Here is a 17,071-nt window from a genome sequence, read left to right on the forward strand (position 1 = left end):
GAATGTGCCACTCGCCTCGACGATTCGACCGATTCGCAGCGGCCGCTCCTCCCGTACTCGACGTTCCGGTCGTGTGGTCGGAGCCGCGCTCGCCGCGCTGTTCGCCGTCGCTCTGACCGCCTGCGCGCCGGATCCGGTCGCCGAGCAGTATCTCTCCGGCGACGACAAGGGTTACATCTCGGCGGACGGCGCCGTCGTGGAGATCGCACCGGAAGATCGCGGCGAGCCGATCGTCTTCGGTGGAGTGACTGAGGACGGTGAAGAGTTCAGCAGCGCGGACATCGCCGGCGATGTCACTGTCGTGAACTTCTGGTACGCGGGCTGCGCTCCGTGCCGCGTCGAGGCGAAGGATCTCGAATCGGTCTGGCAGGCGAATGAAGATGAGGACGTCTCCTTCGTCGGCGTCAACATCTACGACCAGGCGGACACCGCGAAGGCGTTCGCAGAGACGTACGGCGTGACCTACCCGAGTCTCATCGACGTCGACAGCGGTGAAGCGAAACTCGCCTTCGCCAGCGACGCACCGCTGCAGGGAACGCCGTCCACGCTCGTGCTCGACAAGCAGGGGCGCGTCGCGGCCCGCATCGTCGGCCCCCTTGACGGCCCCTCGATCCTCTCCACGCTCGTCAAGGACGCGCTCGCGGAGAGCGCGTGAACACTCAGGAACTGATCGGCTCCGGCGCTCTCTGGCTCGCGATCCCGGTTGCGATGCTCGCGGGGCTCGTGTCCTTCCTTTCGCCCTGTGTGCTTCCGCTCGTGCCCGGCTATCTCGGGTTCCTCGGGGGAGCGGTGGCGCCTCGCTCGTCGAACGGATCGGCCGCACAAGCCGGCCGAGGACGCCTCGTTCTGGGCGTTCTGCTTTTCATCCTCGGCTTCACCGTGGTCTTCGTCGCCTGGACGGTGCTCGGCGGAGTGACCGGACACTTCTTCGTGCAGTGGGGCGAACTGATCACCCGCATCCTGGGCGTCGTGATCATCCTCATGGGACTCGTCTTCCTCGGCTTGTTCGGGTTCGCGCAGCGGGAATTCCGCTTCCAGGTCGACTCGAAGGCCGGAATCATCGGTGCTCCGTTGCTCGGGCTCGCTCTCGGAATCGGCTGGGCCCCGTGCATGGGCCCGACGCTCACCACCATCGTGTCTCTGTCCTGGAACGTCGGCGACCCGTGGCGCGCCTCCTTCCTCGGGCTGGCGTACAGCCTCGGCCTCGGCATCCCGTTCCTGCTCGTGGCTCTCGGGTTCGGCTGGGCGACACGGGCGATCGGGTTCCTGCGCCGCCACATCCGCGTCGTGAACATCATCGGGGGAGTGCTGCTGATCCTGCTCGGCGTGCTCATGGTCACCGGGATCTGGACGGACATCATGTCGCAGCTGACGGCGGTGATGGGCAGTGTCATCCTCCCGCTCTGATCCCCGAACCGACCAGAAGGATGCCGTGACGTCTTCCGATCCGCTTCGTCCGTCCGACCACATCGACGGCGACGACTCCGCGATCACTCAGCCGCGACTCGGCTTCGTCGGCTGGCTGCGATGGGGGTGGCGCCAGCTCACATCGATGCGCACGGCGATCATCCTGCTGCTGGTGCTCGCTATCGCGGCGATCCCCGGCTCGATCTTCCCGCAGCGGATGGCCGACCCCAACGGCGTCACGCAGTGGCAGACCGACAATCCCGATCTGTTCCCGGTGCTCGACGCCATGAACATGTTCGACGTGTACCTGTCGCCGTGGTTCTCCGCGATCTACCTGCTGCTGTTCATCTCTCTCGTCGGATGCGTCATCCCGCGGATCAAGCATCATCTCAAGGCGCTGCGCGCACGCCCGCCCCGCACGCCGGCACGGCTGGGCCGGCTCGAGGATCACCGTGAAGTGACACGCGACGCGACGGATGCCGGAGCAGAAGCAGCGCGATCGATCGACATCGCCCAGAAGCAGCTCAAGGCACTCGGATACCGCGTAGAGCGATACGACAAGGGCCGCACGTACTCGGTGTCCGCCGAACGGGGGTACTGGCGGGAGACGGGCAACCTCGTCTTCCATCTCGCGCTCGTCGGCGTGCTCCTCGTGGTCGGCATCGGCGGCAGTTTCGCGTACACGGGGCAGCGCGTGGTCGTCGAGGGGCAGACGTTCGTCAACACGCTGCTCGACTACGAGTCGATGAACCGCGGACGCTTCGTCAGCGACGACGCGCTCACGCCCTACGCGATGACGCTCGACTCGTTCGACGTCACGTATCAGGAATACGGCTCCGCCGCCTCCGGTCAGGCAGGCGACTTCTCGGCGAACGTCTCGGTGCGCGAGAACGGTGAGACGCGCAAGGAGTCCGTGCGCGTGAACCACCCGCTGGGCGTCGCCGGCGACAAGATCTACCTGCTCGGCAACGGTTACGCACCCACCCTCACTGTGCGCAACGCCGACGGCGACGTCGTCTACAGCAACTCCGTGCCGTTCCTTCCGCAGGACAACAACCTGACCTCGCTCGGCGTCGTCAAGGTGACCGATGGGATGCCGGAGCAGCTCGGCATCGCCGCCTTCTTCTATCCGAGCGCTGCCAGACTCGACACCGGTGCGTTCGCGTCGGCGCACGGAGATCTGCTGGCCCCGCTGCTCACTCTCGACGTCTACGAGGGAGACCTCGGCATCAACGAGGGAACCCCGCGCTCGGTGTACGTGCTCGACACCGAGGAGCTCACGAAGCTCACCGGGCGCACGACCGACGTCGACTCGATCGAGCTGCAGCCGGGCGAGACCGCCGATCTGCCCAATGGGCTCGGAACGGTCACGTTCGAGGATGAATCGCCCGCCGGTGCGACCGACTACACGCAGTCGGTGAAGCGATTCGTGTCCCTGCAGATCCATCACGACGATTCGGCCGTCTGGGTGCTCGTGTTCGCCCTGCTCGCCCTCGGTGGCCTCATGCTCGCGCTGTTCGTGCCGCGTCGTCGCATGTGGGTGAAGGCGACGACCTCCGACGACACGGTCACCCTCGAATACGCGGGGCTCGCGCGCGGCGAAGATCCGACGCTCGCGGCGGCCGTCGACGACCTGGTGGCAGGTCACGCACGTCTGCTCGATGACCCCCGCCGTTCCACCTCCTCCACTCCTGCGAAGCCCCGAAAGTAGACTGGGACCATGCCCGACCTCGATTCCCTCTCGATCCTGTTCATCTGGACGGCGATCGCGATCTACGCCGCGGCCTTCGTCGCCTACACGTTCGATCTCGCGCGTCGATCAGAGGTCACCGCCGACGCCCGGCTCGAGCGCGAGGCCGCACTGGTCGGTGCCGGTGCCGGCTCTGCCGTGGCAACCGGGGATGCAGCATCCGAGGACGCGGCATCCGCTGAGCCTGCGAAGCCCCGTTATGTGATGGCGCGCATCGGCACCACGCTCACCTGGCTCGCTTTCGTGTTCCACCTGGCCGCGACGGTGCTGCGAGGGATCGCCGCCGAGCGTGTGCCGTGGGCGAACCTCTACGAATTCGCGATGATCGGCACGCTTCTGGTCGTCTTCGTCTATCTGCTGGTGCTCACGCGTATCGATCTGCGCTTCCTCGGCACCTTCATCACCGGCCTCATCGTCGTGCTGATGGGCTCGGCCGCGCTCAGCTTCTACGTCGGCGTCGTGCCGCTGATGGACCCGCTCAAGAGCATCTGGCTCGTGATCCACGTGTTCGTGGCGTCGCTCGGCACCGCCTTCTTCGCTTTGACGGCGGCGTTGTCGGTGCTGCAGTTGATGCAGCACCGTCGCGAACGCCGCATCGCTGAGAACGCGGACAAGACCGGTCCGTCCTTCCTCGCGACGCTCCCGGGCTCTGAGCGACTGGAGGGGCTGTCGTTCCGCTTCGCGATCGTCGGCTTCATCCTCTGGACGTTCACGCTCATCGCGGGATCGATCTGGGCGCAGGACGCCTGGGGTCGCTATTGGGGCTTCGACGTCAAGGAGACCTGGACCTTCATCATCTGGGTGCTGTTCGCCGGGTACATCCACGCGCGAGCGACCCGGGGTTGGCGTGGCAGCCGTTCGGCATGGCTGGCCATCATCGGCTTCAGTGCCGTGATCTTCAATTTCACGATCGTCAACGTCTTCTTCAAAGGCCTGCACGCGTACTCCGGCCTGAGTTGAGTTGAGCTGAGGCGTTCACCCCAGCGGAATGACCTCGTGGTGCTCGGCTCCGCCGGAGTACCAGACCAGCTCCGCCTCGTTGACGACCTCGGTGGGGTGCTCGTCGTATTCGTTCGTCACCGATTCCGCGATCGCGCGCCACTCGTCCGCGTCGAGAGTCTTGCCGTAGATGACCGACATATGGAACGTCCAGTCGTCGAGCGCTCGCTCATCCAGGCGGCGGAAGTCGGTGTCGGCGAGGGCGTCGGTGAGCGACGCGTACGCGGTGATGACGGATGCCGTGCGCGCGAGCCGCGCGATGACGATCTGCCACGGTGCAGGAAACGTGTCGATCGCTTCGGTCGTGATCTCGATCGGATGCTGGGCCGCGCCCCATGCGCGAACGAGTGCGCGTACGTCGTCCAGGCGGTCGGGCTCGTAGAACCCGCGAAGCGTGACATGCGCGGTGTGAGGGTGCTTCACGGCGACGGGCAGGGCCCGGAGGACAGCATCCTGAACCTCCCGGTAATCGTCGGCCACTGCTCCGGTCGGTCGCAGCACCAGGTACTGCTGACCCTCCAGGGACGCGAGTTGATCGGGGTGGTTCATGAACGGCCGGCGCATGGATCGAGCCTACGGTCCCGGTCGTCGTTGATTACGCCCCACCGCCTCACGATGCCGCGTCGAAAGGAGAAAAGTGTCGGTCAAACTCGAGTTTGACCGACACTTTCCTCCTTCGAAGGGCGCCGAGACGTCACGCGGTGGCGAGCACGGCCTTCGCTGAAGTCGTCCGGCGCACGGCGACGATCAGTGTCGTGGCGATGAGCGACAGCACGCCCCACACCACGAGGCCCGCGAGGGCGCTGCCGTTCGCAGCGATCAGTCCCGTGAAGGCCGGCGCCGTCGGAAGCGCACCGCCTATCGATGCGAGCCAATCGGGAACCGTCGAGATGAGTCCGGTGGCCACGGCCACGACGCCGATGAGAGCGCTGATCCAGCGTCCGATGCCGCCGAACAGAGCCACGAGCGCCTGGTTCACCGCGGCGAACGCGACACCGGCCACGACTGCTGTGCCGGCGAAGGCCCACACACGCTGCGGCGTCGTACGACGCCACGAACTGGACGATCAGTGCGACGAGAACGCCCTGTCCGGCTCCGATCGCGGCTGCGGGTGCGAAGGCGCGCAGTGTGAGCCCCGCCGATGAACGGCGCGATGTCAGCGTGCGCGCGGTGTGCGCGCGCATGACGATGAATGATGCCAGGCCACCGAACCACAGCACCACGGCCGCGAGCAGCGGGATGGCGGTCGGTCCGAAGATCGTGTTCATCGACGAGTCGGACGAGTTCGACGACACAGGGTCGGCGATGACGGATGCGAGTGACGACGATTCCTGATCGTCGAACGAGGGGAGTGACTCGGACGCCGTCTTCAACCCGCCCGCGAGATCGCCGGTCCCGGTCGCGAGCTTGTCGACGCCGGTGGCCAGCTCGGCTGCGCCATCCGAAAGCTGCGTCGCGCCATCACTCAGAGCGACCGCACCCGTGCTCAGGGCGGTCGCGCCCGTCGCGGACTGGTCGACGCCGCTCGTAAGCTGATACAGACCGTCGGCGAGGGAGAGAGCGCCGTCACCGGCGGTGCGCAGCTGACCTGCGAGCGCGCTCGGCAGCGCACTCACGCCGGTCGAGACGTTCCCGGCGTACCCGTTCGCGTAGCCGGCAGCTTCAGCAGCGGAGCCGGCGGACTGAGCGTCGGCACCGATGTTCTCGGCATCCGTACCGACGCTCTGGGCGACCTCGGCGAGTTGGTCGCAGAACGCCGTGTCGGGGTTCGAGGTGTAGCACTCGGTGACGAGAGCGCCGAGCGCACCTGCGTTCGTGCCGAGGCTCTGTGCGTTGCCGCCGAGCGACTGCGCAACCGCGACAGTGCTGTCCGCCGCCGTCTGTGCATATCCGGCGCCGGTCGAAGCCGCACCGGCCAGCTTGTTCAGATCGCTGTCCGGAGCCTCCAGCGCAGTCGCACCGGAGGTCAACCCCGCGCCCAACGCACTCGCACCGTTCGCCGCATCCCTCGTGCCCGAGCCGATGGTGCCGAGTCCGCCGGCGAGTTCTGACGCGCCGGTTCCCAGCTGCGCGGCGCCGTCCGCGAGCTTCGTCGCCCCGTCCGGAAGCGCAGCAGCGCCGTCCGCGGCGGTTCGCGCACCGGTCGCGAGTTCGAGGGCGCCCGAGGAGGCTTCGCCGATCTGGTCGCCGATCGTCGTGAAGCCGACCAATACGTTCTCCATGGTCGCCTCAGACAGCATGGTGCCCATGGTGGATGCCGCGACCGACGCGATCTGGCCCGTGATGAGGTCATCGGCGACGAGTCCGTCATCCGGTGTGGTGACCTTGATCGTCGCCTGTTCGGCGGTGCCGCCGCCGTCGGAGATCGCCTGGCCTGAAGAGGTGGCTGCTGCGGAGAACTCCGCCGGAATCGTGATGACCGCCTGGTAGCTGCCGTCGGCGAGCCCCTCAGCGGCGTCGTCCTTATTCGAGATGACCCATGTGAGGTTGGAGTCCAGGTCGTCCGAACCCTCGACGAGTCCCGACGCCAGCTGCCGCCCGAGCGGCGTGTACTGGTCGTCGATCGTGACGGGCTCATCGAGGTTCACGATGGCGGCCGTCATGGTGTCCAGCCGCTCAGTCGGGTTCTGCAGAGCAGCGACAAGGACGCCGCCGACCGCTGCCGGCAGCAGCAGGATGCCGAGAATCGTCAGCCAGGTGATGGGCTTGCGCGAGCGGGCGCGCTCGATCGAGAGGGTCATGCGTTCACCTCATGGGAGTCGGTGTCGGAGGTGGTCAGGTGCGCGGAAGGCGTTGGCATCGCGAGGTCGAGCAGCTCGGCATCCGTCCACGCGGCCTCCGCGAGGATCGTGCGGGCGAGGCCCGCGTCGGATGCTGTCGCGAACACCGCGAGCGGACTCGAGGTCCCCGCGGCAGCCCGTGCGGACGCTGCCGCCGCAGCATCCTGCAGCATCGCGGTCGCCTGATCGCGCTGCCCGCCGGTGAAACGGTCGATGCCGTCGATGACGACGAGAGTGGGCGCCCCACGCAGAGCTTCGCGAAGGTCTGCGAGTGCAGCATCCGCATCGTCGACCAGCACGCAGCCGACGTGACTGCGTACCCAGGCCGCCCGGCCGGGCAGCAGATGCCCGGCGACCCGCAGTTTGCCTGCATCCGGCGTCAGCCTGCCGGCAACGGCCAGCGCGAGGGCACGGCGTACGCGGCCGTCGTGTCCGGTGGCGATGAGCGCCGTGCCGGGGGCGACCCGCAGCGTGACGTCCTCGAGGATCGGTGCATCCGCACTCAGCACGAGTTCGTCCGCCGCGACGACCGAGCCGTCGCCAGGCCACGCCTCGAGGTGTCGTTCACGTTCGACGGCTTCGCCCTCGATGTCGACGCTCGGCAGGATCTTCTCCAGCCACGCGGGGATCTGCCAGGCGCGCTCGCCGAGGATCGCCATGAGTGCCGGGATCAGCGTCATGCGCACCAGGAATGCATCGATCGCGATGCCGGCGGCGAGACCGAGGGCGATCGGCTTGAGCGAGGAGTCGCCCTCGGGGACGAATGCGACGAACACCGCGAACATGATGAGTCCCGCCGCGGTGACGACCTTCGCGGATCCGGTGAATCCACTGCGCACTGCACGGAGCGCGGCCGCGCGGCGCACGCTCCGGTCGGGTGAGCGGCCGTCGGGGTCGTGCACGAAGTCTTCGCGCATCCGGGAGACCAGGAACACCTGATAGTCCATCGCGAGACCGAACAGCACGCCCATGAGGATGATCGGCATGAAGCTGATGATCGGACCGACCTTGGCGACGTGCAGCAGATCCGCGAACCAGCCCCACTCGAAAACTGCTCCGACGACACCGAATGCCGCGACGATCGAGAGCAGGTAACCGAGGGCCGCAGTGATGGGCACCCAGAGCGAGCGGAACACGATCGTCAGCAGGATCAGTGACAGACCGATCACGAAGACACCGAAGGGCAGCAGCGCGTTTCCGAGCTGGTCGGAGATGTCGATCGCGACCGCGGTGAAGCCTGTGACCTTCAGCGTCGATGCCGAAGTCGTCGAGCCACTCGTCGTGGTGCGAGCGCAGTTCGCGCACGAGATCACTCGTGGCGGGGTCATCCGGTGCGGTCTCGGGGATCACCTGCACGATGCCGGTGTCCGCGGTCTCGTTCGGGGTGGCGAGTGCGACCTCTTTCACGCCGTCGATCTCGGCGACGGCATCCCCGAGGTCTTCCATCAGGGTGAGGGGATCGGTCGACGTGACGATCGTGCCGGTGAGGATGAGAGGGCCGTTGAATCCGGCACCGAACTCCTCCGCGACGAGGTCGTAACTCTGCCGAGCCTCGTCGTCGGGCGCGAGCACGCCGGCATTGGGCAGGGCGAGGTTCAGGCTGAGAGCGGGGACGGCGACGACGCCGAGGCCGATGACGACGGCGAGGGACGTGAGGATCGGATGCTTCGTCACGCCGCCGACCCAGCGGTCGCTGAATCCGAGGCGGGGTTTGGCCTCCTTGCCCTTCTTGGGCGCCTTGATCTTCTTCGGGCGGCCGACGATACGGCCCTTCAGGAAGCCGAGTACTGCGGGGGTGAGCGTCACGGCGATCGCCACGGCGAACGCGACGGCGACGGAGGCGGCGATTCCCATGGTCGTCAGGAACGGGATTCCGGCGAAGCCGAGACCGATCAGTGCGATCAGCACGGTGATACCGGCGAACACCACCGCGGACCCGGCGGTTCCGACAGCGCGGGCGGCCGACTCCTCCGGATCGACGCCTTCGCGCACCTGATCCTGATGCCGGGCCATGATGAACAGTGCATAGTCGATGCCGACCGCGAGTCCCAGCATCAAGGCGAGCAGCGGTGTGGTCGAGGAGACGCTCGCGAACGCGGTGGCGGCGAAGATACCGGCCATCGAGATGCCGACGCCGAGCATTGCGGTGAGAAGCGGAAGGCCGGCGATGACGAAGGAGCGGAAGGTGACGATCAGCACCAGCAGCGCGATGATGAGGCCGACGGCTTCGGTGAGGGTCACGCCAGGGATCGAGATGGCAAACAGATCTCCACCGAGCTTGGTCTGCGAACCGTCGGGCAGCGCACTCGCGAGCTCATCGACGTCCGCGGTCAGCGCGTCCTTCGTCTCAGCAGACACGTCGGTGGCCTGACCGTCGAACTGCAACTGGACGATCGCCGCGGTCTCGCCCTCGTTGACCATCCCCTCGATCGTCTCGTCGTAGGGGGAGGTGACCGCCAGTACGCCATCGAGGTCGCTCAGTTCGTCGACAGCATCCTCGATCGGTTCGCGGTACTCGTCGTCGGTGATCGAGTCGCCGTCGGCGGCGACGACGATGAACTGCGCGTTCGTGCCGCTCACCTGGGGGAACGAACGCGAGAGCTGCTCGAGGCCGTCCTGCGACTCGGTGCCGGGAATGCTGAACGAGTTGTCCGTGCCCTGGTTGAGTGCGAGCGCACCGCCGCCGGCGACGCCGAGGACGATGAGCCAGGCGACGAGCACTCGCCAGGGGTGGCGGAACGACCAGCGTCCGAGTGACGACAGGAGAGTGGACACAGATTCCTCCGGGACGGCGGACGAGAGACTGGATACAGTGATGTATCCGATACACATGTGTATCCTACGGTGGGTCGTGCGCGCGAATCTGTGCGCCGGATGTGAAAGTGTGGAGGGAGGAGGCTTCGATGACGATTCCCGTGACGAGACGGCGAGAGAACACGCGTGCGCGCCTGCTGGATGCCGCGGCAGAGGTGTTCGCCGAGGTCGGGCTCGAAGGTGCCAGCGTCGAGGCGATCTGCGACCGCGCCGGCTTCACGCGCGGGGCGTTCTACTCGAACTTCGAGTCGAAGGACGAGCTCTTCCTCGAGCTCGCATCCTCGGTGGCCGAGCAGCGTCTGGCATCAGTGCGCGGGCGCATCGAGGAGTTCGTCGCCGCAGGCGTGCTGAACGGCGATGCCGATCCCATCGAGCTCGTGCAGAAGGTGATGGATTCCGGGCTGGACGATCGACTGAGCGTCCTCATGATGAGCGAGATCCGCATCCGCGCGCTGCGCGATGAAGGCTTCGGCAAGGCGTATCTCGCGCAGGATCGGGCGATGACCGCGAGCATCGAGGAGATCATCCAGGGCATCGTCGACTCCGGCCTGTTCGCGCTGCGGATCGATGTGCCCACCGCTGCACAGATGCTCATGGTCCAGTGGGAGGGCTGCATGGCGCGTGCGGCGGTGTCCGGCTGGGACGGCGAGAAGCTGCATCGTGCCGGTGCCGAGGCGCTCGGGCATCTCGTCGAACTGCTCATCGCCCCTGCCGCAGGCTGAGGCGGCGCTGCGGCGACCGCAGTGTGGGGTAGGGCCTACTCGGCGGCGAGCAGCGTGTGGCAGCGTTCGAGACGCTCGAGCCACCAGTCGCGACGCTCGGCGGATGCCGCGAGCTTGTCGAGTCGCGCCGTGTCGGGGGTGACGCGGCCGACGGGGATGGAGCCCTTTGTCGGGGAGAGATCTGCGACGTCCTCGACGAACAGTGCGCCGGTGCCCAGACCGCAGTCGTAGTCGAGGTGGGGGAGCGCGGCGGCGAGAGCCGCGCCCTGCGACAGTCCCACCGCGGTGTCGAGCGCGCTGGAGACTACGGCCGGGAGCCCAGCGGCGACGACGATCTGCAGCGCGCGCGTGAGGCCGCCGAGTGGCTGCGCCTTGATCACGATCAGGTCGGCGGCGCCTGCCCTGGCGACTGCGAGGGGATCATCGGCCTTGCGGATGCTCTCGTCTGCTGCGATCGGGATGCCCATGTACTTCACGCGTGAACGCAGCTCGGCGAGCTCCTCGACGCTCGCGCAGGGCTGCTCGGCGTACTCGAGGTCGAACTCCGCGAGGGCGTGGATGGCGTGCTCTGCCTCATCGACGTTCCACGCGCCGTTCGCATCGATGCGCACACGGCCTTCCGGACCCAGCGCGTCGCGTGCTGCGCGCACCCTCGCGATGTCGTCGCTCAGCGACTGGCCGGGTTCTGCGACCTTGACCTTGGCGGTACGGCATCCAGGGAATCGTGCCAGCACGCGGGAAACGTCGGCAGCGGCGACGGCCGGCACTGTCGCGTTCACGCCGATGGACTGCCGCAGCGGAACGGGCTGCGTGCTCCAGGCGTAGTCGATCGCCGAGGCGAGCCAGACGGATGCCTCGGCATCCGCGTACTCGACGAACGGCGAGAACTCCGCCCAGCCCTCCGGTCCCTCGAAAAGCAGCGCCTCGCGCACATCGACGCCTCGGAAGCGGGTCGTCATGGGAAGGGCGACCACACGGGCCGTGTCGAGCAGCTCTGCAAGCGACGGGATCATGTCACCATCATGCCCTTCCGCGCTCGCCGCGGCCCGCCCGCCGTGCCGAATCAGTCGCGCAGCGGTACACATGGCTGGCCAAAGGTACGGATGGCTGTGGAAAAGAGGTGTTTCAGCAGCCATCCGTGATTCTGAACCGCCAAGTGTGCCGACGGCGCGGGCGAACGTTCAGGCCAGTCGCTTCTGCAGCTCGGCCATAAATTCGGAAGGGGCGAAGCCCAGACTGCGGTTGATGGCGAGCATGTGCTCGTTGACGCCGGCGTTGTACGTGTAGACCGCGCGTACGCCGGAGGCGTGCTCTTGCAGGGTCCGCAGATTGGCGATCTTGACGGCCATGCCCAGTCGATGGCCGCGGGCCTCCCGCCGCACGAGAGTGCCCCATTGGTACGCGTTCCCGTCGTCGCCGGACACGACCAGCTGCGTGAACGCGACGACACGGCCGGTGCGGTCGCAGGCGACGGTGCCGAAGCTGCGCCGGTTCTGCCGCGCGAGCAGCGTTTCGCTCCTGCGGATCTCGCCGACGTCGACCGTGGCCTGCTCGATCTCGAGATCGCCGACAGGCGCCTCGGTGTCGACGGCGGCGTCGAGCTCGGCCCATCCGCTGACGACCTGTTGGGGCACGCTGCCGATCCAGGATCGCAGCGTGAATTCCCCTGAATGGGCGGATGCTTCTGCGCTGAGTGCGGCGAGATGCGCGGCTGAGACCGGCAGCCGCAGGCGGCTCTGCACATCCCCGAGTGCCAGTGCATAGCCGTGGCGCCGCGCGAACTCGCGACCTGGAACGCCCGCGCCGTCGTCGCCTGCGCTCCAGGGCCAGGATGCGCTCGCCTTGAGGACGTCTCGACCTGCGCTGCGAGCCTCGGCTTCGAGCGCCGTGAGCACGGCCGTGCCGATGCCTTGGCGCCGGAGGTCGGGCGCGACGTGCACGCCGAGCGTCGCCACCCGGGTGTTGTCGCGCAGGGGGAGTGCGAGTCGACCGCCCGCGACGATCTCACCGTCGATTCGAGCCAGGTAGGCACGGCGGTCGATCGTCTCGGTGGCCTGCTGCAGTTCATGCTGCGATTCGTTGCGCGTCCACACCGCAGTCGCAGCGCCGCGGTCTGCGCGCTCGGCGCTGGCGTAGATGTCCCACCACAGATTCACCGCGGAACCGTCGAACGGGTCGATCTGGATGAGTTCGAGCATCCTGCAAACGTAACCTGATCATTCGTCCATCAATGCGTCGTTGACAATAGTGTGTGAGGCACAGTAATGTGATGGTCATGAACGAAACCCTCGACACGCACCTGCAGGAGCTGCGGCGCGGCACGGTCGTGCTCGCCTGTCTGCAACTGCTGCGCACGGCGGGATACGGGTACGCGCTGCTCGAAGAACTCGAGCGCCGCGGATTCGCCACCGACGCGAACACGCTGTACCCGCTGCTTCGTCGTCTGGAGAAGCAGGAGTACCTGACCAGCGAGTGGAACACCGACGAGGCTCGTCCTCGCAAGTTCTACCGCACCTCGGACGCCGGCACCCGGCTCGCCGACACACTCACCCAGGAGTGGCTCGCGCTCACCACTGCGATCGCCACGCTCACAGAAGAGGACAACTGACATGACAACGCCCACGACCTCCTCGCTCACCGAGCGCTACATCAGCGCCACGATCCGCAGCCTCAGGCCAGAGGCGCAGTCGGACGTCCGGGCGGAGCTCGAGGCGTCGATCGAGGATGCGATCGACGCGCGGCTCGACCAGGGCGATTCTCCGGAAGACGCCGAGCGCGCGGTGCTCACCGGCCTCGGCGACCCCGGAATCCTCGCCGCCGGATACGCCGACCGTCCGCTGCACCTCATCGGCCCGCGGTATTACCTCGCGTGGTGGCGTCTGCTGAAGCTCCTGCTGATCATCGTGCCCGTCTGCGCGGTGGTGGGTGTGGCGATCGCGCAGGCGGTGAATGGGGCATCGGTCGGCGAGATCATCGGCGCCTCGATCGCCGTCGCGCTCTCGGTCATCGTCCATATCTGCTTCTGGGTGACTCTGATCTTCTTCGTGCTCGAGCGCGTGGGCGCCGACACCGGGCTGAAGTGGGACGTCGACCAGCTGCCTGAGCCGATGCAGAACGGTGCCGGACGGCAGGATGCCATCGCGTCGCTCGTGTTCCTGGTGATCGGTGTGGGCGCGGTGTTCTGGGACGCCTTCATCGGGTTCTTCCCGACGGGCGGCGAACACATCCCGCTGCTGAACCCGGGGCTGTGGCCGTGGGGGATCGCGGTCTTCTTCGCGCTGATCGTCGCCGAGGCGCTGTTGTCCGTCGCCGTCTACGCGAAGCGGCGGTGGACGGTCGGCGCAGCCGTGATCAACACTCTGCTGGCGGTGGGCTTCGCCGTCTGGTCGCTCACGCTTCTCGTTCGCGGCGAACTGATCAACCCTGAGTTCCTGAGCTTCGTGTTCACCGACAACGGGGTCAAGGGGGACACCATGCAGGTCCTCACAGTCGTCACCGGCTTCTGCCTCGCCGCCTTCCCGGTGTGGGACATTGTGGACGGCTGGACCAAGACGGCGCGGGCGAGCCGCGCCTGAGCTGGATCGGATGCAGGAAGCGCCGTCTCCGCGGAGGCGGCGCTTCCTGCGTGAGGTGCGCACCTCGAGGAATAGGCTGGATGCCGTGGCCACTGCATCCGTCTCCGACCTGTTCGATCCCGCCGAATGGGTGCCAGCGCCCGGCGCCGAGGATTACACCGACATCACCGCGCACGTCACGCACGACGGCGGCGTCGCCCGGATCGCGTTCGACCGGCCCGAGGTGCGCAACGCCTTCCGGCCGCACACCGTGGACGAGTTGTATCGGGCACTGGACATCGCGCGCCAGGATCCGAAGATCGGCGCCGTGCTGCTCACAGGCAACGGGCCGAGCGCGAAGGACGGCGGATGGGCGTTCTGCTCCGGGGGTGACCAGCGCATCCGTGGCCGCGACGGCTACAAGTACTCCGAGGACGAGACCACCGTCGCGGATCCCGCGCGAGCCGGACGCCTGCACATCCTCGAGGTGCAAAGACTGATCCGATTCATGCCCAAGGTCGTCATCGCTGTGGTCCCGGGATGGGCGGCAGGCGGCGGGCATTCGCTGCACGTGGTGTGCGACCTGACCGTGGCCAGTGCAGAGCATGGCAGGTTCAAGCAGACGGATGCCGACGTCGGCAGCTTCGACGCCGGCTACGGCTCGGCGTACATGGCCAGGCAGACCGGGCAGAAGATCGCCCGCGAGGTGTTCTTCCTCGCGGAGGAGTACTCCGCGCAGCGCGCCTACGAAATGGGTGCGGTGAACCGCGTGGTGCCGCATGCCGAGCTCGAGCGCGAGGCGCTGCAGATGGCGCGAACGGTGCTGACGAAGTCGCCCACGGCGATCCGGATGCTCAAGTTCGCGTTCAACGCGGTGGATGACGGCCTGGTCGGCCAGCAGGTGTTCGCCGGCGAGGCGACTCGACTGGCGTACGGCACGGATGAGGCCGTGGAGGGACGCGATTCATTCCTCGAGAAACGCGACCCCGACTGGACGTCATTTCCTTGGCACTTCTGAAGGACTGACGGATGACACGACTCATCGCCACTTCGGCCGACGACGCGGCTCAGCTGCAGCAGGATCTCGCTCGGGCGCTTGACGGCGGCCCGGCGCTGGGGCTCGGGATGCTGGCCCTCGGGATGTCCGACGACGAGGCGGAGACCGTCGACGAAGGCACCGCCGTCGTGATCGGGACCTCCGGATCGAGTGGCATCCCGAAGCGCGTCGTGCTGAGCGCAGAGGCGCTGCGGGCGGGAGCCGAAGCCACGGCCAGTCGCATCGGCTCCGGCAACTGGCTGCTCGCGCTGCCGGCCGGATACGTCGCGGGTCTCCAGGTGCTCGCTCGCTCGATCCTCTCGGGAACCACGCCGGTGGTGCTGGAGACAGGGTTCTCGGCCCGGAGTTTCGCCGAGGCGACGCTGCCGATGCTGCGAGGTCGCGGCGAGCAGCTGTTCACGTCGCTCGTACCCGCGCAGGTCGCCACCCTCCTCGACGCGGCGATCGAGGACACGACCGTCCACGCGGCGCTTCAGGCGTACTCCGCGATCCTCGTCGGAGGTCAGGCGCTCCCGGAGCCGGTGCGGGAACGCGCCGCAGAGCTCGGCGTGCACCTCGTGCGCACATACGGCTCGACCGAGACGAGTGGTGGGTGCGTGTACGACGGCGTGCCGCTCGAGACGGTCGCGGTGAAGACCGTGGACGGCGAGCTGCGCATCGCCGGGCCCATGCTCGCCGACGGATACCTCGGGGATCCGGTGCTCACCGACACCACATTCGTGCGCGACGAGCACGGCATCCGCTGGTATCGAACCGGCGACCTCGGCATCATCGAAGACGGCGTCGTGAGAGTGCACGGCCGCGCCGACAACGTGATCGTCTCCGGTGGCGTCAACATCTCACTCGACAGGGTCGAGCGAATCGTCCGCGGCATCCCGGGTCTCACGAGCGCAGTCGTTGTCGGTGTCGAGGACGAGCGGTGGGGCGAAGCATCCGTCATCGTCGCCGAGCGAGGTGAGGTGCTCAGACGCAGTGAGCCCGAGCAGCTCGAACATGCGCGCGAGGTGGTCGCGGAAGAACTGGGCAAGCCCGCCCGTCCTGCGCGCATGATCATCGTCGACGAGATCGCGACGCTGAGCTCAGGAAAGCCCGACCGCGAGGCGATCCGACGCCTGGCCGCCGAGCTGCGTTGAGCACACACGCCGAGCTGCGTTGAGAGCACACGAGAGGGAGACCATGGCCACCTACACACACGGGCATCACGAATCGGTGCTGCGCTCGCACAGCAACCGCACCATCGCGAACTCTGCGGAGTACCTGCGCCCTCACCTGCACCCCGATGCGCGACTGCTCGATGTCGGCGCGGGACCCGGCACGATCACGATGGATTTCGCGCAGCACGTCGCCCACGTCACCGCGACCGAGATCGGCGAGCCGGAGCTCGCGCTGTCCCAGCAGCTCGCGACAGTGCAGGGCGTGTCGAACATCGCTTTCTCTGTCGAGGATGCGCACGCGCTGAGCTTCGCAGACGACAGCTTCGACATCGTGCACACCCACCAGGTGCTGCAGCACGTCGCCGACCCGGTGCTCGCGCTTCGCGAGATGCGGAGGGTCACGAAGCCGGGCGGACTGGTCGCCGCGCGCGATGCGGATTACGCCGGATTCATCTGGTTCCCGCTGGCACCGGAACTCGACGAGTGGCTGCAGCTGTACCGAGCCGCAGCGCGTGCGAACGGTGGAGAACCGGATGCCGGACGCCGACTGCTCTCGTGGGCTCGGGCCGCCGGGTTCGAGGATGTCGCAACGACTGCGTCCACGTGGTGCTACGCGACGCCAGACGAGCGTGCATGGTGGGGCGGCATGTGGGCGGACCGCATCGTCGAATCGGCGCTCGCGCGCCAGCTCGTCGACGACGGCTTCGCGACGACGGCTGATCTGCAGCGCATCAGCCGAGCCTGGCGCACCTGGTCGGACGCCGCCGACGGATGGTATCTCGTGCCGCACGGCGAGATACTGGCGCGCGCCTGACACCGCGGATACATCGCTGG

General features: G+C 67.4%; 14 protein-coding genes and 1 pseudogene. 10 read left to right on the forward strand and 5 right to left on the reverse strand.

The features are described from left to right. The first annotated feature begins 4 nt into the window (after positions 1–4). The 4 genes from QFZ46_RS13185 to ccsB are packed head-to-tail and all read left to right on the forward strand — an operon-like array spanning position 5 to position 4,117. Entirely contained in the window at positions 5–655 is a 651-nt protein-coding gene (locus QFZ46_RS13185) for a TlpA family protein disulfide reductase (RefSeq protein ID WP_307362212.1), read from the forward strand. Further along, positions 652–1,407, forward strand: a complete 756-nt coding sequence (locus QFZ46_RS13190) for a cytochrome c biogenesis CcdA family protein (protein WP_307362213.1) — start codon at positions 652–654, stop codon at positions 1,405–1,407. Before QFZ46_RS13185 ends, QFZ46_RS13190 begins: the two co-directional genes overlap by 4 nt. Continuing rightward, entirely contained in the window at positions 1,388–3,118 is a 1,731-nt protein-coding gene (gene resB / locus QFZ46_RS13195; RefSeq protein WP_373457649.1) for a cytochrome c biogenesis protein ResB, read from the forward strand. Before QFZ46_RS13190 ends, resB begins: the two co-directional genes overlap by 20 nt. 9 nt (positions 3,119–3,127) lie before the next feature. Continuing rightward, positions 3,128–4,117 (forward strand): c-type cytochrome biogenesis protein CcsB, encoded by a 990-nt coding sequence (gene ccsB / locus QFZ46_RS13200; protein WP_307362219.1) that lies wholly within the window; start codon positions 3,128–3,130, stop codon positions 4,115–4,117. Between the two features lie 15 nt (positions 4,118–4,132). Here the strand turns inward: ccsB and QFZ46_RS13205 are convergent, their stop codons facing one another. The 3 genes and pseudogenes from QFZ46_RS13205 to QFZ46_RS20010 form a co-directional block, all read right to left on the reverse strand. Beyond that, positions 4,133–4,720, reverse strand: a complete 588-nt coding sequence (locus QFZ46_RS13205; protein ID WP_307362221.1) for a 2'-5' RNA ligase family protein — start codon at positions 4,718–4,720, stop codon at positions 4,133–4,135. 80 nt (positions 4,721–4,800) lie between these two features. Next, positions 4,801–6,897 carry a YhgE/Pip family protein gene (locus tag QFZ46_RS13210; RefSeq protein WP_307362222.1) on the reverse strand — a complete coding sequence of 699 codons (2,097 nt, stop codon included), beginning with the start codon at positions 6,895–6,897 and terminating at the stop codon, positions 4,801–4,803. Beyond that, a pseudogene (locus QFZ46_RS20010) lies at positions 6,894–9,711 on the reverse strand (efflux RND transporter permease subunit). Before QFZ46_RS20010 ends, QFZ46_RS13210 begins: the two are co-directional and overlap by 4 nt. A gap of 128 nt (positions 9,712–9,839) precedes the next feature. Between QFZ46_RS20010 and QFZ46_RS13225 the strand changes: the two are divergent. Next, positions 9,840–10,472, forward strand: coding sequence for a TetR/AcrR family transcriptional regulator (locus QFZ46_RS13225; protein ID WP_307362224.1), 633 nt, complete (start codon positions 9,840–9,842; stop codon positions 10,470–10,472). 35 nt (positions 10,473–10,507) lie between these two features. Here QFZ46_RS13225 and QFZ46_RS13230 read toward each other — a convergent pair whose 3' ends face one another. Together QFZ46_RS13230 and QFZ46_RS13235 are read right to left on the reverse strand one after the other, a co-directional pair. After that, on the reverse strand, positions 10,508–11,485 hold the full coding sequence (locus tag QFZ46_RS13230; RefSeq protein ID WP_307362226.1) for an o-succinylbenzoate synthase: 978 nt from the start codon (positions 11,483–11,485) through the stop codon (positions 10,508–10,510). A gap of 168 nt (positions 11,486–11,653) precedes the next feature. Then, on the reverse strand, positions 11,654–12,670 hold the full coding sequence (locus QFZ46_RS13235; RefSeq protein ID WP_307362227.1) for a GNAT family N-acetyltransferase: 1,017 nt from the start codon (positions 12,668–12,670) through the stop codon (positions 11,654–11,656). Between the two features lie 77 nt (positions 12,671–12,747). On the opposite strand from QFZ46_RS13235, the gene QFZ46_RS13240 reads away from it, so the two are divergent. From QFZ46_RS13240 to QFZ46_RS13260, 5 genes are all read left to right on the forward strand, one after another. Beyond that, positions 12,748–13,080, forward strand: a complete 333-nt coding sequence (locus QFZ46_RS13240) for a PadR family transcriptional regulator (RefSeq protein WP_307362229.1) — start codon at positions 12,748–12,750, stop codon at positions 13,078–13,080. A gap of 1 nt (position 13,081) precedes the next feature. Further along, positions 13,082–14,047, forward strand: a complete 966-nt coding sequence (locus QFZ46_RS13245; protein WP_307362231.1) for a permease prefix domain 1-containing protein — start codon at positions 13,082–13,084, stop codon at positions 14,045–14,047. Between the two features lie 85 nt (positions 14,048–14,132). Then, on the forward strand, positions 14,133–15,044 hold the full coding sequence (locus tag QFZ46_RS13250; RefSeq protein ID WP_307362233.1) for a 1,4-dihydroxy-2-naphthoyl-CoA synthase: 912 nt from the start codon (positions 14,133–14,135) through the stop codon (positions 15,042–15,044). 11 nt (positions 15,045–15,055) lie between these two features. Next, positions 15,056–16,216, forward strand: coding sequence for an AMP-binding protein (locus QFZ46_RS13255; RefSeq protein WP_307362234.1), 1,161 nt, complete (start codon positions 15,056–15,058; stop codon positions 16,214–16,216). A 43-nt stretch (positions 16,217–16,259) separates the two neighbouring features. Next, complete coding sequence (locus QFZ46_RS13260) at positions 16,260–17,051, forward strand: class I SAM-dependent methyltransferase (RefSeq protein ID WP_307362236.1); 792 nt, start codon at positions 16,260–16,262, stop codon at positions 17,049–17,051. Positions 17,052–17,071 lie beyond the last annotated feature (20 nt).

Source organism: Microbacterium murale (assembly GCF_030815955.1).
Lineage (GTDB): Bacteria > Actinomycetota > Actinomycetes > Actinomycetales > Microbacteriaceae > Microbacterium > Microbacterium murale_A.